We start from the raw sequence: 15,058 nt of genomic DNA, 5'->3' as shown, positions 1-15,058 counted from the left end.
AGCGGCGCCTATGTGGCCATGCCCCACGCGCCGGGCGGTCTCAGCCGCGGTCAGCTTCGCGTCCCAGCGCCCGCTCGATGCACGAAAGCAGTTCGGTGGCGGCGAATGGCTTCTGGATGATGCACGTGGCGCCCGCCTGCTCGGCACGCGATGCGAAGCCATCCTGTGCGAAGGCGGTCATGAAGATGACCGGCATGTCCATGCCGCGCCGACGCAATGCCGAACACAAGTCGAAGCCGCTGACGCCCGGCATGCGCACGTCGGTCACGATGCAATCCAAGGCCGGCGCGCCGGCGTCGTCCAGCAATGACTCGCCCTTGTCGTATAGCCGCACGTCCAGGTCTATCGACCGCAACAGGCGGCCCAGCGCCATGCGGACCGCGGGATCGTCGTCCACGATGGCGATGACGGGTATGGCAGTCACGCGGTTCGTCCTTGTCGTTGCGTACGCGGAACCGCATGCCGCCGCCCGTCGGCCGCCTCTCATGTCTTGTCCGCGGGGGGAGCCGCGGGCGCGACGGCGGGCGGGGCATCCGCGACACCGGTGATGCGCGGCACGCACTCCTTCTTGAACCAGCACACGGTCACCGGCTCTCCGGCAAGCAAGCGGCGTGCCGGCGGCACGACCTGTTCGCCGATCAGCATGCCCAGCAGGCCGACCAGCGCGACCACGGGCGGGGCGGGCGACCGCACCTGCATCAGCGCGTAGATGATGCCGACGAGGATGCCGGCGCCCAGCGATACCAGATAGAGCTTCATGGATGGCATTCCGTGAATACGGGATTACGGGATCAGCGGCTCGGCGGCAGGGGCAGCCCCAGCAGGTGCTCGACCCGCGGTGGCGCGTCGCCGCGATGAAAGCGCAGCAGTTCGCGCTGCAGGTCGGCGTCGGCGTGATGGACCCTGCGGTGCTGGCGCATGTGCTCGGCCCACGACTCGACCAGAAACCATTCCACCAGACGCTCGGGGTCCGCCGAGTCTTCCATCACGCCCCAGTTGAACGCGCCGTCGCGCCGTCTTTCTTCGGACAACCGATGGACCGTGCGCAGGAACTGCTGGCGGTCGGAGTGCGCCACGCGGTATTCGATCTGGATCATCACCGGGCCACGGTCATGCGCGATCCCGGCCGCCATCTGCGGTTCAGGCCAGGCCTGCGCTGGCGCCAGGTCTTCCTCGCCGCGCGGCAGTCGCACACGATGGGCCAGCAGCGAACTGGCCACCAGCACGGCCGCCGCCGCGAGCAATGCCGTGGCAACGTTGGTACCCTGCGCTACCGCGCCCCATGCCAGGCTGCCGCCGGCCAGCGCGCCGTTGAACACCATCTGGTAGACCGCGAGCGCGCGGCCTCGTACCCAGTCCGGCAGGATGGCCTGCGCGGCGCCGCCCAACGTCGTGAGCGCCGAGATCCAGGCCACGCCCAGCAGCAGGAACAGCGCCAGCGCCAGCCACAGCGGCGGGGCCAGGCTAAGCATGCCCATGGACAATGCCGTGGCCAGCGCCGCCGCCAGGATCAGGCCGTCGGCGTCCAGCAGCGTCTGCAACCGGGGCAGCAGCAGCGCACCCGCGATGGCGCCGGCTCCTACCGTGCCCAGCAGCAGGCCGTACAACCCCGCGCCGCCCTCCAGCAGTTGGCGCGCCACCAATGGCAGCAGTGCCCAGATGGCGCTGCCCGACGCGAAATACACCGCCGCGCGCAGCAGCACCACGTGCAGCTTGCTGTGGGCGCGCGTGTACCGCAGGCCCGCGCGCAAGGCGCCGAAGAAATGCTCGCGCAGCGGGTCGCTGGCGCGCGGAGCGCGGCGCCACCACAGCAGGGCGCCGATCACCACGACATAGCTGACGAAGTCCACGGCGTAGGTGGCCGCCGCGCCGAAGGCCGCCAGCAACAGGCCCCCGGTGGCGGGACCGATGGCGCGCGCGATGTTCACGCCCAACGCGTTCAGCGCCACGGCGCTGCGCATCTCGCGCTGAGGCACCAGCTCGGGCACGATGGACTGCCAGGTAGGCCCCATCATGGCCGCGCCTATGCCACCCAGGAACGCCATGCCGATCAACACCTCGATGGTCAGCGTGCCGCGCCATGCCATCATCATCAAGGTGCCGCTCACCAGTCCCAGGCCCACCTGGATGACGATCAGGAAGCGGCGCCGGTCCAGGATGTCGGACAGCACGCCCGCCGGGATGGCGAGCAGGAACACGGGCAGGGTGGCGGCCGCCTGGATGGCGGCCACGGCGGCTGGCGAGCTGGATAGCTCGGTGGCGAGCCAGGCGTTGGCCACGTCGCGCATGAAGCTGCCGACATTGCCCAGTATGGTCGCCACCCACAGCACGGCGAAGGTGGCGTGCCCCAGCGGGGCGAAAGGCCGCTGGGGGGCGGGGTTCGGGGAGGTGCTCATCGTCATGGGATGTCAGTGGTCCGGGCAGGCATCAGAATGCCCAGCACGAGCAGCCCAGCGCGCCCCAGAACGAGCCCGCCTCGGACGTCGGCACATGCGAGTTCCACGCCCGTGCATGCGCGTGGCCGTGCACGCCGCATTGGCTGGCGCAGCCGCACATGGGCGTCATGGCGCGGCGCGTGGCGGTGGCGCGGGCCTGGTAGCCGCCCACGTGCCGCACCGGCGACCAGTCGGGCATGGGCGGCGCCAGGTCCGGCGCCAGGTCGCTGTAGTCGCCATCGCCGTGAACCACCTTGCCGCCCAGCAGCGTCAGCACCGAGGTGATGTCCTGGATCTCGTCACCGGGCACGCTGAAGTAGTCGGCGGACAGCACTGCCAGGTCGGCGAGCTGGCCCGGCTGGATGCGGCCCTTCTTGCCGGTCTCGGACGAAAACCACGTATTGGCCTCCGTCCACAGCCGCAGCGCGGTCTCGCGGTCCAGCACGTTGGCCTGCGGATAGAGCTGCATGCCGCCCACCGTCTTGCCGGTGGTCAGCCAGTACAGCGACACCCATGGGTTGTACGAGGCCACGCGCGTGGCGTCGGTGCCTGCGCCGACCTTCACGCCGCGTTCCAGCATCCGACGGATCGGGGGTGTGGCCTCGGCCGCGAGCGAGCCGTAGCGTTCGACGAAGTACTCGCCCTGGTAGGCCATGCGGTGCTGCACGGCGATGCCGCCGCCCAGCGCGGCGATGCGGTCGATGTTGCGGTCGGAGATGGTTTCGGCATGATCGAAGAACCAGTTCAGGCCTTCGAACGGCGCGTCGCGCGCGACCTTCTCGTACACGTCCAGCGCACGCGAGATGGTCTCGTCGTAGGTGGCGTGCAGCCGCCATGGCCAGCGCTTCTCGGCCAGCAGACGCACCACCGGCTCCAGGTCGGCTTCCATCGAGGGCGGCATGTCGGGGCGCTCGACGCGGAAGTTCTCGAAGTCGGCCGCCGTGTAGACCAGCATCTCGCCCGCGCCGTTGTGGCGGTACAGGTCGTCGCCCTGGCCCGGACGCACCTTGCCGGTCCAGTTCCGGAAGTCGGCCAGTTCTTCCTTGGGCTTCTGCGTGAACAGGTTGTAGGCCAGGCGCACCGTCAGGTGGCCTTCACGGTGCAGTTCCTCGATGATCCGGTAATCGTCGGGATAGTTCTGGAATCCTCCGCCCGCGTCGATCACGCCGGTCACGCCCAGGCGGTTCACTTCGCGCATGAAATGCCGGGTGGAGTTTTTCTGGTAGTCGGGCGGCAGCTTCGGTCCCTTGGCCAGCGTCGAATAGAGAATCGTGGCGTTGGGCTTGGCCAGCAACAGCCCGGTGGGATTGCCCTGCGCGTCGCGCACGATCTCGCCGCCGGGCGGGTTGGGCGTGTCTTTGGTGTAGCCCACCGCGCGCAGCGCGGCCGCGTTCAGCATGGCCCGGTCGTAAAGGTGCAGGATGAACACCGGCGTGTCCGGAGCCGCTGCGTTCAGCTCGTGCAGCGTGGGCAGGCGCTTCTCGGCGAACTGGTGTTCGGTGAAGCCGCCCACCACGCGCACCCATTGCGGCGCGGGCGTGCGAGCGGCCTGTTCCTTCAGCATGCGCATGGCCTCGGCCAGCGAGCGCACGCCGTCCCAGCGCAGTTCCATGTTGTAGTTCAGTCCGCCGCGGATGATGTGCATGTGGCTGTCGATCAAGCCAGGGATCGCGCGGCGGCCCTGCAGATCCAGCATCTGCGTGTCGGCGCCGGCCAGCCGCATGACGTCGTCGCGTCGGCCCACCGCGCTGAAGCGGCCGTCAAGGATGGCGACCGCGTCGGCTTCGGGGCAGGCGCGGTCCAGCGTGGTGAACTTGCCGTTGAACAGGATCAGGTCGGGCGTGGGAGTGGCATTCATCGCGTGGGATCTCGATGGGAGGCGGCCGCGCCTTGGCGCGGCCGCGCGATACGAGCATGCGCCATGCACGGGCGCACGCGGAGCTTCAGCGGTTCAGGAATTCCAGCAGGTCCTGGTTGATCCTGTCGGCGTGGGTCACGCACATGCCGTGCGGAGCGCCGGCATATACCTTCAAGGTCGCATCCTTCACCAGCTCGGCCGACAGGCGGCCCGAATTGTCGATCGGCACGATCTGGTCGTCGTCGCCATGCAGGATCAGCGTGGGCACGTCGAACTTCCGCAGGTCGGCCGTGTAGTCGACTTCTGAGAACTCGTGGATGCACAGGTACTGGCCCAGGATGCCGCCGGCCATGCCCTGCGCCCAGAAGGCATCGATGATGCCCTGGTCCGGCGTCGCGCCGGGGCGGTTGAAGCCGAAGAACGGCACCGCCAGTTCCCGGTAATAGCGCGAGCGGTTGTCGGTCACGCCCTTGCGGATCCCGTCGAACACCTCCCTGGGCACGCCGCCGGGATTCGCATCGCTCTTGATCATGATGGGAGGAACCGCGCCGATCAGCACCGCGCCGGCGACGCGGCCGGTGCCGTGGCGGCCGATGTAGTGCGCGACCTCGCCGCCGCCGGTGGAGTGGCCCACCAGCGTGGCGTCCCGCAGGTCCAACGCCTCGAGCAGCGCGGCCAGGTCGTCGGCATAGGTGTCCATGTCGTTACCCTCGGCGGGCTGGTCCGAGCGGCCGTGGCCGCGGCGGTCGTGCGCGATGACGCGAAAGCCGTTCTGCGCCAGGAACAGCATCTGGGCGTCCCAGGCGTCGGCGTTCAGCGGCCAGCCATGCGAGAACACGACGGGGCGGCCGGCGCCCCAGTCCTTGTAGTAGATGCGGGCGCCGTCCTTGGCGGTGACGAAAGAGCCAAGCCGCGTAGCGCTCGAGGTCTGCGTATCAGAGTGGGTAGTCATGTCGGGCAGCCTAAGGTTGAGTGGGTAAGGCGGGTCAGTCACCGGCCGTGGCCGGGCACGCATCGGAAAAAAGGCCGCCGCGCGGGGCGGCGGCCTGGTGCTCAGCGCTCCGTCACCGGAGCGTGCACGGGCGCAAGCGCTTCGTGCTGCGAGGAAGTGCGCTGCTTCGCCTTGTGGACCATGGTGTAGGCATAGTCCACGCCCATGCCGTAGGCGCCCGAATGCTCCTTCACCAGTTCCATCACGGCGTCGTACGTGTCGCGGCGGGCCCAGTCGCGCTGCCATTCCAGCAGCACCTGCTGCCACGTCACCGGCACGACGCCGGCCTGCACCATGCGCTGCATGGCATAGTCGTGGGCTTCCTTCGAGGTGCCGCCCGAAGCGTCGGCCACCATGTAGATCTCGTAGCCGCCTTCCAGCATGGCGCAAAGCGCGAAGGTGGTATTGCACACCTCGGTCCACAGGCCGGCCACGACCACCTTCTTGCGGCCGTTGGCGGCCAGCGCGTCGCGCACCTTCTGGTCGTCCCACGAGTTCATCGAGGTCCGTTCCAGCAGCTTGTGGTCCGGAAAGACATCCAGCAGTTCGGGATAGGTGTAGCCCGAGAACGACTCGGATTCGACCGTGGTGATGATGGTGGGAATGTCGAACACGCGGGCGGCCTTGGCCAGGCCCACGGTGTTGTTCTTCAGCGTCTGGCGGTCGATCGACTGCACGCCGAAGGCCATCTGCGGCTGGTGGTCGATGATGATGAGCTGGCTGTTATGCGGGGTCAGCACTTCGAGCTTGGGATTGGACATGACGCAATTCCGGAAGGTATTGAGGGTGGCGGCGCACTGGCGCGCGCGGGCCGCGGCGTGGGGGTCGTCGACGCGAGTGGCGACGCGACAGGCGCAAGACTAGAGAGGCCCGTTCGCCCCATCCATTGTTCGTTGGTATTACCCGGGAGGCGGACGTATGCGCGGCCCTGCCGGCGGCCCGGGCAGCATGGGTAATCCCAAAGTATTAGTCCCTCTCTGGCCCATGTGCCGGCCTATATAATCCGCTGCTTCAGCCGGTGGCCGATGGCCTGCATCCTGCCTTTGCCGCCGCCAGAGCCTGCGAGCCGGAGAGAACATCGTGACGTCCGCCACCCTGGATTCCTTGGACGCGGTCTGCCATGACGATGCCATGGTGCTGATCGTGGATGACGATCCCGCGCTGCGCCAGGCGCTCGGCAGCCTGATGCGGTCCGTCGGCATGAAGGTGCGGCTGTATGCCTCCGCGGCCGATCTGCTTCAGGAACACCTGCCCGACGTGCCCAGCTGCCTGGTGCTGGACGTGCGGCTGCGCGGCCCCAGCGGCCTCGACCTGCAGGGCCGCCTTGCCCAGTCGGGCGCGCGGATTCCCATCATCTTCATGACCGGCTTCGGCGACATCGCCATGACCGTCACCGCCATGAAGGCGGGCGCCGTGGATTTCATCACCAAGCCGTTTCGAGACCAGGACCTGCTGGACGCCGTGGCCGCGGCGCTGGACAAGGATCGCGCGCGGCGCCAGGGCGAGCGCCGCCTCGACGAATTGCGCGCCTGCCATCAAAGCCTCAGCCCGCGCGAGGCCGAAGTGATGGGCCATGCGGTGCGCGGCCTGCTCAACAAGCAGATTGCCGCCGAGATCGGCATCAGCGAGGTCACCGTGAAGATCCATCGCGGCCAGGCCATGCGCAAGATGAAGGCGCGCACCTTCGCCGACCTGGTGCTGATGGCGCAGCAGCTGGGGGTGCGGGCTTCCGATTAGCCGGGCCGGGCCGGGTCGGCGGCGCTGTCCAGGACCGCGGGCAGCCGGAACCAGAACGCAGTGCCGCCGCCGGCGCGGGCACGCGGCTCCAGCGTGCCTCCGTGCGCCTCGACGATGGACCGGCATATCGCCAATCCCATGCCCATGCCGTGCGGCTTGGTGGTGTAGAACGCGTCGAATATCTTCGGCAATGCTTCGGCGTCCACGCCGGGGCCGCGGTCGTTCACGCTGATCTCGACGTGGCCGTCACGCAGCGTGGACGCGACCTCCAGTTCGCGCTGGTCCGCCTGGGTGTCGGCCATGGCGTCCAGCGCGTTGGTGATGAGATTCAGCATGACCTGCTGCAATTGCACCCGGTCGGCTTCCACGCGGGCCTCGCCGGCCTGCAGGCGAGCGTGCAGGCGCACCTCGCGCGCCTCGATGTCCCAGCGCACCATCTCCAGCACTTCGCGCAGCATGACATCGGGCCGCAGCGGCGCAAGCACGGCGGGCGCCTGCCTGGCCAGGGCCCGCAGCGCGCGGATGATCTCCGCGGCGCGCAGGGCATTCTGCTTCACGTTGCCCATGTCTTCCAGCGCCTCGCGGATGTCCGGCACGGCACGGCGCAGCCAACGCACGCTGGCGTCCACCGAGGCCACGATGGCGGTCAGCGGCTGGTTGACCTCGTGGGCGATGGAGGCCGCCAGGTTGCCCATGACCGTCAGGTGCGAGGTGCGAGCCAGTTCGGCGCGGGCATTGCGCAGGTCCAGCTCGGCGCGCGCGCGGCGCCCGTTCTCGTCCAGCAGCTGCTCGTACAGCTGCGCCGTCTGCAGCGTAATGGCCAGTTGAGGCGCCAGCACTTCAAGCGCGGCGCTGCGGGCCTCGTCGAATACGCCTGCCGCCGCGTTGTTCTCGAGATAGAAAACGCCGATGAGCTCTCCTCCGCGCAGCAGCGGCAGGCACATCACCGAGCGCAGCAGCCGCGGCGCATCGGGCAGGTCCTGCAGCGAAGGAGCCTGCAGCGTGGCGTCGGCCAGTACCAGGGTCTGGCGGGTGCGCAGCACGCTGCGCAGCACGGACAAGGGCAATGCGTGTTCCGTGGGAGCGATGGGGCCCAGGTGCACCGACACCGTGCCCGCGATCTCCCGGGCCGATGCCTCGATCATGGGGCCTTCGGGCCGCATCAACAGCAACAGGCCGTATTGCGCGCCCGCGTGCTTCACAATGTTGGTCATCAGCGCCTCGATGAGGCGGTCCATCACCATCTCGCCGGACAACGCCTGCGCCGCCTTCAGGCCGCTTTCCCAATCGGTCCTGCCGCCCGTCCTCGCATCGCCGTCCCGCGTTGCGGCGTCGGTCAGTCTGTCGGGATAGATGCGCGCCAGCATGGCGACCTTGTGCTCCGCGCCCCAGCGCCGATAGCCCGCCAGCGCGGCGCGCACGTGCTGGCCCGCCGCGGTGCGCAGGCCGTGGGCATCGCACAGCTGCGCGGCGAATTCGTGCGCCAGCGCCAGGTCGTGCGGAAAGCCGGCGGTCTGCGCGGCCTGCGCCGCGTGCTCGTAGCACTCCAGGGCTGCCAGCGGTTCGCCGCGCACACGGGCCAGCTCGGCGTCGATCAGCATCAGCTTGCTGCGGAAAGTCAGCGGGTTCAGCGCCGCCCAGCGTTCGAACGCCGCGCGGCACGACGCCATCCTGGCATCGCGCGCGGCCGGATCGCCGCTGTTGCGCGCGCGGGCCAGCGCCAAGGCCAGGAACAATTTTCCATCGGCCACGTTGATGTGTGCCGGCGCCGACCAAGCCAGGTCGTCGGCAATTGCCAGCGCGGGCAGCGCGTCGTCCCATGCGCCCAGGTACGCGTGCGCCATGCCTTCGTACAGGGCCATCCAGAAGCGCGTGGGCTGCGAGCGGCTCAGCGTCAGCCGTTCGGCCAGCGGGACCGCGTCGTCCACGCAGATGGCCGGGCCTGCCGACGCGCCGGACCCCGCGGCGGCGCCTGCCGCCGATCCGCGCAGGCGCCTGACGAAGCACTGCTGCGCATGCAGGATGTGCTCGATGTCCGCATACCGCACCAGCCGGGTCAGAGCCAGCCCGTGCTCGATCTCTTCGTCCACCAGCCGCAGCTGCTGCCCCATGGCCAGCAGATCCGAGACGATGTGGTTGCCGGCATAGCAGGCCATGCCCACGTCGCCGGACGCGCGGCCCTGCTGCACCGCCTTGCGCGCATGCTCCAGCGCGAACCACAACGGGCGGGTCCAGGGGCTGACCTGGTCCACCGCCACCAGCGTGGCGATGCGCTCGGCCTCGTATCCCCGGCGCTCGATCAGTTCCATGGCGGCCAGGCCATAGGCCAGCCCGTCCTCGTATTCGCCATACAGGCCGGCGATGAAGACGCCGAACCAGGACAGGCCGTATGCCGATTCCGGCGTGGCGCCATGGTCCAGCGTCAGCTCGACCATCTTGGCCGTGTGCAGGAAACTGAGGCCGTCGGTGACGAACAGAGAAGAGATCAGCGTGGACAGCAGGCCCATCGCGGCCTGGATGCGCCGGTCGTCCGTGGGCGGCAGCGCGGCGAGGTCGGCGATGGTGCGCGAGCCGCGCGCGCGCAGCACCGCGTCGTAGGCGCGGCGCAGTTCCTCTTGCCCGGGGCCGCGCTGCAGATGCACGTCCAGCATGGCCAGTCCCGCCAGCGCGGTGTTGATCGCGCTTTCGTAGTCCGACTGCACGGTCTGCAGCGCCGCCTTCAGGCGGTACACGGCGGCGCGGTCCGTCACGGGCAGGGAGCGGGTCAGCAGGACGTCGATCTCCTGTTCGGCGCGCGCGAGGTCGGCCTGCGCCATCAGGCATTCGCAGCGCAGCAGCGTGGCGTCGTAGGCCACGCATTCGTGGCGTTGCCACCAGTCGGGCCGCATCAGCGCATGCGCGGCATCCACGTGCCTGACGGCCTGCGCCAGCGCCGCCGCGTTCTTGGCGCGCCGGCCCGCGGCCACCAGGGCACGCGCATACGCCACCCGCTGCGGTTCGGTGGGTTCGTGGCCCGCGGACCGTTCGATCTGATTGCACACGTCAAAGGCATGCGCCGCCAGCTGGTCGCCGTACAGCTCCAGCATGGCGTCGGCGATGCGGGCGTGGCGGCCGGCGCGCTCGTCTTGCGGGATCATGGCGTAGGCGGCCTCCAGCACGCGGTCGTGCAGGAAGGCGTAGCTGTCGCCGTCGCGCACCAGCAGCCCGGCCTGCACCAGTGGGGCAAGCTCGATGGCGACCTCGGCTTCGTCGCGGGCGGCGATGCGCGCCAGCAGCCGCGTGCGGCCGCGCGTACCCAGGCAGGCCAGGTGCGCCATCAGCGCCGTGCCCGCCGGCGGCAGCAGGGCGAAGCGCTGCGCCATCAGGGCCGTCAGGCTGGGCGGATAACGTTGCGCTAGCGCGGATTCGTCCCAGGTCCATCCCCGTGCCTGTTGCCGCAGCACGCCGTCCTGCAGCAGGGCGCGCAGCAGTTGCTGCACGAAGAACGGATTGCCGCCCGTGATGCGATGCATGGCGGCTGCCAGGGAGCCGATGCGCGCGGGATCCGCGTCCAATCGCGCGGCCACCATGCGGCACAGCGCGGATTCATCCAGCGGCGCCAGGGCGGCCCGGGTGATGGGCAGCGTGTGGGCGCGATGGGCGTGGTCGAGCCAGCCCAGGCCCGGCGACACGCCGGCCGAGCCGCCGTCCCGCAGCGTGGCCAGGACCAGCACATGGCGCGGCGGACGCGTCATGAAGGCCTGCAGAAGCGCCACCGTGGAACCGTCGGCCCACTGGATGTCGTCCAGCAGCAGCACCAGCGGCGCGGCCGGGCTGGCGAAGGCGCCCAAGGTGGCCAGCACGGCGTCCAGCGCGCGTTGCTGCGCCTGCGGCGCCGGCACGTTGGGCAGCGGGGCGGTCGGGCCGATCAGTTCGACGATCTCGGGCACGATCTCCGCCACGGCGCGGCCCTGGCCGGCCAGCGCCGCCAGGCAGGCCGTGCGCTGCGCCTCGCGCTCGGCGGGCGGCGCCACCAGGGCCCGGCGCGTCAGGGTGGACAGCGCCTGCGCCAGCGGCGCATAGGGAATGTCGCGCTGCTGCAGGTCGCTCTTGCCGGCCGCGTGGCGGGCCGGACCGCCGGCATGCGCCAGGGATTCGGCCAACGCGGACTTTCCCGACCCGGAGGGTCCGCTGATCAGCACGAGCTCGGCCTCACCCCGGCCGCGCACGCGGGCCAGGGCATCGACCAGCAGGCGCAGCGAGGCTTCCCGGCCGTACAGCGCGGCCGGCCCGCCGCGCCTGGCCGGTTCCGTGCGCAAGCCGAAGGCGGCGGGCGGCATGGGCGGGCGCAAGGGGTTCATCATCGGCGGACTTCCCGTCGCTGTACCGGCGCATGCTTCGCCATCAGCGCCACGATCCAGTCGATGAACACGCGCAGCTTGGCGCTGACGTGCCGGTTGGGCGGAAAGGCCACGTACATCGGCATGGGATCGAGCCGCCAGTTCTCGAACAAGGGCACCAGCTCGCCGCGCGCCACGGCGCCGCGAGCCATGTAATCGGGCAGCCACAGCACGCCCAGGCCCGCCAGCCCGGCCTCGACATAGGCGTTGCCGTCGTCCACCGCCAGCACGTAGCGGCCATGCACGTTCAGGCTTTCATCGTCGCGGTGCATGGCATAGGGCACGGGCTTGCCGCTGCGGGCCCACAGAAACCCCACGATGCGATGGTGCGTGTCCTCGAGATCGCGCGGATGGTCCGGCGTGCCCGCGCGCTGAAGATAGGCGGGCGCCGCATACACCGCCAGCCGCAGGTCGCCCACGTGCCGCGCCACCAGCGATTGCTCGGTGACTGCGCCGCCGCGCACGACGCAATCCACGTTCTCGCCGATCAGATCCACCACGCGATCGCTGACGCCCATGTCGAACTGGATGTCGGGGTAGCGCTCATGGAAGGCCGGCAGTGCGGGGATCAGGATCATGCGCGCGAACGGACTGGGCACATCGACCCGCAGGCGCCCGCGCGGCGCGGCCGAGGCGCTGGACAGGCTGGTCTCGGCGTCGTCCATGTCGGCCAGGAGACGTACGACGCGCTCGTAATAGGCGGCGCCGTCGGCCGTGACGTTGACCTTGCGCGTGGTGCGGTTCAGCAGCTTGACGCGCAGCCGCGCCTCGAGTTGCTGCACCAACTGCGTCACGCTGGTCCTGCTCATGTGCAGCGTGTCGGCCGCCTTGGTGAAGCTGCCCGTCTCCACCACGCGCGCGAAGGCTTGCATCGCATCGAACCGGTCCATCGCCCGGGCTCCTGTCTGGGTCTGATTGTTTGGATTCTACAAATAGTCCAGCGCGGCCTGCCGTGTTTATCAGCACCTTGGCGATGCGTACAGTGGAATCACGCGCCCGGCCGACCCGGCCGGCAAATCACAAATGGAGAATCGAACATGGCCACTACTCGCGACGTCGTCTTCCCTGCCAACCGCCATGCGCTTTACGAAGCCCACCGTTATTCGCCCGCGGTGCGGTCCAACGGCCTGCTGTTCGTCTCGGGACAGGTGGGCAGCCGGGAGGATGGTTCGCCCGAGCCGGGACTGGAAGCCCAGGTGCGGCGCGCCTTCGAGAACCTCAATGCCGTGCTGGCCGCGGCGGGCTGCACCTTCGAAGACGTGCTGGACGTCACGGTGTTCATGACCGACCCCGCCACACACTTCGAAAAGGTCTGGCGCGACATCGTGCCCGAATACTGGGGCAAGGCGCCGTATCCGACCGCCACGGCCATCGGCGTGACGTGGCTCGCCGGCTTCGACTTCGAGATCAAGGTGATCGCCAAGTTGCCCGAAGGGGCCCCACAGTAAGCAGGCGTGGGAGGCCGGCGCGTTGCGCTATATTGGCCGCGATCCAATCATCTGGGAGCAGGGATGAAGCGTATTGCGGCCATGGTCGCGCTGGCGGCGCTGGCCGGCTGTGCGGGCAGCGCGAGGCAGGGCGATCTGGAATCGAACAAGCCCGTCCTGTTCCTGTCGATACGCTCGGCCGATGACGTGGCGGCATGCGTGAAGCCCAGGATGGACCACCTGGCCCGCTGGGCCGACGTGGTCGAGGATGCGGCCGCCAAGCGGCTCGACATCACCATCTACGCCGAACGCTATCCCGAGCGGCAGGACTATTTCCTCGTGCGCATCCAGCCCACCCTGGGCGGTTCGTCGACCCTGTTCTACAGCGGCGGACTCGACCACGCGCGCGTCTCCGAATCGCAGCTGGAAGACCTGCTGCGCAGCTGCACGACTTAGGCGGGTGCCCTGCATCCGGCAGGTTCGCTCGCGGCACGGGGCCGGCCGACAGCGCATGCGCGGCGCTTGTCTACAATGCACGCCGTGCCGAAAAGACGTACCTCTACAAAGCGCAAGGCAGGTCCCGCATGGCGGTTCCTGCGCGCACTGTTCCTCTCGGCGGCCACTGCGTTCGGCGCCGGGACTTACGCGATCAACTCGGGCGCGCTCGCGCGGCTGGACTGGCGCGTGCCGCCCGCCGCGGCGCCGGCCGCCGCGCCCGCCGGCGAGCTGGTGCAGACCCGCTTCACGGCGTGCCGCCAGTTCTTCCCCAACGGAAACGCGCCCGTGGTCCCCGCGTCGGGCAGGCTGCGCGAGCTGTGCTTCGACAGCTTCGCCGTGCTGCATGACGGCCGCACCAAGACCCCGGTGTTCGTCGCCGAGAGGTTGAACCGCCAGACCCTGGCGCGCGCGGCCGGGCAGGAGCGCACTGACAGTTTCTATGCCGAGGCCCGCCTGCCGCGGGCCGAGCGCGCGGAGCTGAGCGACTACCGCGGCTCGGGCTATTCGCGCGGCCACATGGTGCCGGCCGCCAACATGGCAACCGAAAGGGCCATGGCGCAGAGCTTCTCGCTGGCCAACATGGTGCCGCAGAATCCCGCGCAGAACTCCGGGCCGTGGAGCCGTATCGAGGAGGACACGCGGAAGTACGTGCGGCGCGCGGGTGGGGACGTGTATGTGTTCACGGGCCCCGTGTACAGCGACAGGCCGCGCACCATCGGCGACGGCGTGGCCGTGCCGAGCCACGTTTACAAAGTGGTCTACGATGCCGTGACCGGGCGGGCATGGGTGCACTGGCAGCCCAACGACGCCCGCGCGAAGGTCGGTCCGCCGATCGGCTACGACGAGTTCGTCAGGCGCACGGGACTGAGGCTGTTGCCGGGACGGTGACTGCAGGTCGTGCAGGCCGGCGACTGACGCGATGGAGACTTTCATGGCACAGAACATCTACGACAATCCCGACTTCTATGCAGGCTACAGCCAGCTGCCGCGACAGGTGCGCGGCCTCGATGGCGCGCCGGAGTGGCCCTCGATCAGGGCCATGCTGCCCGACCTGGTCGGCAGGCGCGTGGTCGACCTGGGATGCGGCTTCGGCTGGGCGTCGCGATGGATGCGCGGGCAGGGGGCGGCGTCGGTCCTCGGCATCGACCTGTCCGAAAACATGATACGCCGCGCCAGGGCGGATACCTCGGATCCCGGCATCGAATACCGCATCGCGGACATCGAGACGATCGAACTGCCGCAGGCCGCCTTCGACTTCGCGTACAGCGCGCTGACGTTCCATTACATCAACGACTTCGAACGGCTGGTGCGCACGCTGCACCGCGCCTTGGCGCCGGGCGCGGGCATGGTGTTCACCATCGAGCACCCGATCTTCATGGCCGCCGAGGCCGCGGACTGGATGCTGGACGACGCCGGGCGCAAGATCTGGCCGGTCAGCCGCTATTCGATCGAGGGCGAGCGCCGCACCGACTGGTTCGCAAAGGGCGTGCTGAAGTATCACCGGACCATCGGTACCACGTTGAACACGCTGATCCGCGCCGGATTCGCGATTCGGGCCGTGGAGGAATTCGCGCCCTCGGCCGAGCAGATCGAGGCCGATCCTGGCCTGAAGGACGAGGTCGAGCGGCCCATGATGCTGCTGGTCTCCGTCAGCCGGTAGAGACTGGCGGACCGGAAGGCAATCCGCCGGGCTGTTGCGTGGGCAGCCAGCACAGGGGCGCCCGTCGTTTTCC

Annotated in this window: 13 protein-coding genes; 5 read left to right on the top strand and 8 right to left on the bottom strand. The window is 69.3% G+C overall.

From position 1 onward, the window contains the following. Window positions 1-40: 40 nt before the first annotated feature. From CAL15_RS17700 to CAL15_RS17675, 6 genes are all read right to left on the bottom strand, one after another. Window positions 41-424 (bottom strand): response regulator transcription factor, encoded by a 384-nt coding sequence (locus CAL15_RS17700; RefSeq protein ID WP_086079792.1) that lies wholly within the window; start codon window positions 422-424, stop codon window positions 41-43. A 59-nt stretch (window positions 425-483) separates the two neighbouring features. Further along, on the bottom strand, window positions 484-759 hold the full coding sequence (locus tag CAL15_RS17695) for a XapX domain-containing protein (protein WP_086079791.1): 276 nt from the start codon (window positions 757-759) through the stop codon (window positions 484-486). A 32-nt stretch (window positions 760-791) separates the two neighbouring features. Then, window positions 792-2,396 carry an MFS transporter gene (locus tag CAL15_RS17690; RefSeq protein ID WP_232468014.1) on the bottom strand — a complete coding sequence of 535 codons (1,605 nt, stop codon included), beginning with the start codon at window positions 2,394-2,396 and terminating at the stop codon, window positions 792-794. A gap of 31 nt (window positions 2,397-2,427) precedes the next feature. After that, window positions 2,428-4,293 carry an amidohydrolase gene (locus CAL15_RS17685; RefSeq protein WP_086079789.1) on the bottom strand — a complete coding sequence of 622 codons (1,866 nt, stop codon included), beginning with the start codon at window positions 4,291-4,293 and terminating at the stop codon, window positions 2,428-2,430. An 85-nt stretch (window positions 4,294-4,378) separates the two neighbouring features. Further along, window positions 4,379-5,245: an alpha/beta fold hydrolase gene (locus CAL15_RS17680; RefSeq protein WP_086079788.1), complete on the bottom strand. Its 867-nt coding sequence runs from the start codon at window positions 5,243-5,245 to the stop codon at window positions 4,379-4,381. 101 nt (window positions 5,246-5,346) lie between these two features. Further along, a complete protein-coding gene (locus CAL15_RS17675) occupies window positions 5,347-6,045 on the bottom strand; it encodes a hydrolase (RefSeq protein ID WP_086079787.1) in 699 nt (232 codons plus the stop codon). A 370-nt stretch (window positions 6,046-6,415) separates the two neighbouring features. Here CAL15_RS17675 and CAL15_RS17670 point away from each other — a divergent pair, with 370 nt between their 5' ends. Next, window positions 6,416-7,021, top strand: a complete 606-nt coding sequence (locus tag CAL15_RS17670; RefSeq protein ID WP_198299265.1) for a response regulator transcription factor — start codon at window positions 6,416-6,418, stop codon at window positions 7,019-7,021. Here the strand turns inward: CAL15_RS17670 and CAL15_RS17665 are convergent. After that, window positions 7,018-11,364, bottom strand: a complete 4,347-nt coding sequence (locus CAL15_RS17665; protein WP_086079785.1) for a trifunctional serine/threonine-protein kinase/ATP-binding protein/sensor histidine kinase — start codon at window positions 11,362-11,364, stop codon at window positions 7,018-7,020. The genes CAL15_RS17670 and CAL15_RS17665 overlap by 4 nt on opposite strands. After that, entirely contained in the window at window positions 11,361-12,290 is a 930-nt protein-coding gene (locus tag CAL15_RS17660; protein WP_086079784.1) for a LysR family transcriptional regulator, read from the bottom strand. Before CAL15_RS17660 ends, CAL15_RS17665 begins: the two co-directional genes overlap by 4 nt. Before the next feature lie 147 nt (window positions 12,291-12,437). On the opposite strand from CAL15_RS17660, the gene CAL15_RS17655 reads away from it, so the two are divergent. The 4 genes from CAL15_RS17655 (at window position 12,438) to CAL15_RS17640 (ending at window position 14,985) form a co-directional block, all read left to right on the top strand. Further along, a complete protein-coding gene (locus tag CAL15_RS17655) occupies window positions 12,438-12,848 on the top strand; it encodes a RidA family protein (RefSeq protein WP_086079783.1) in 411 nt (136 codons plus the stop codon). A 63-nt stretch (window positions 12,849-12,911) separates the two neighbouring features. After that, complete coding sequence (locus CAL15_RS17650; RefSeq protein ID WP_086079782.1) at window positions 12,912-13,283, top strand: hypothetical protein; 372 nt, start codon at window positions 12,912-12,914, stop codon at window positions 13,281-13,283. A 75-nt stretch (window positions 13,284-13,358) separates the two neighbouring features. Next, window positions 13,359-14,213, top strand: a complete 855-nt coding sequence (locus CAL15_RS17645; protein WP_086079781.1) for a DNA/RNA non-specific endonuclease — start codon at window positions 13,359-13,361, stop codon at window positions 14,211-14,213. A 43-nt stretch (window positions 14,214-14,256) separates the two neighbouring features. Then, window positions 14,257-14,985, top strand: a complete 729-nt coding sequence (locus CAL15_RS17640; protein ID WP_086081167.1) for a class I SAM-dependent methyltransferase — start codon at window positions 14,257-14,259, stop codon at window positions 14,983-14,985. The last annotated feature ends 73 nt before the right edge of the window (window positions 14,986-15,058 follow it).

Origin of the sequence: Bordetella genomosp. 13 (assembly GCF_002119665.1) — a bacterium.
GTDB lineage: Bacteria > Pseudomonadota > Gammaproteobacteria > Burkholderiales > Burkholderiaceae_B > Bordetella.
This window is presented reverse-complemented; position numbering and strand designations above follow the sequence as displayed.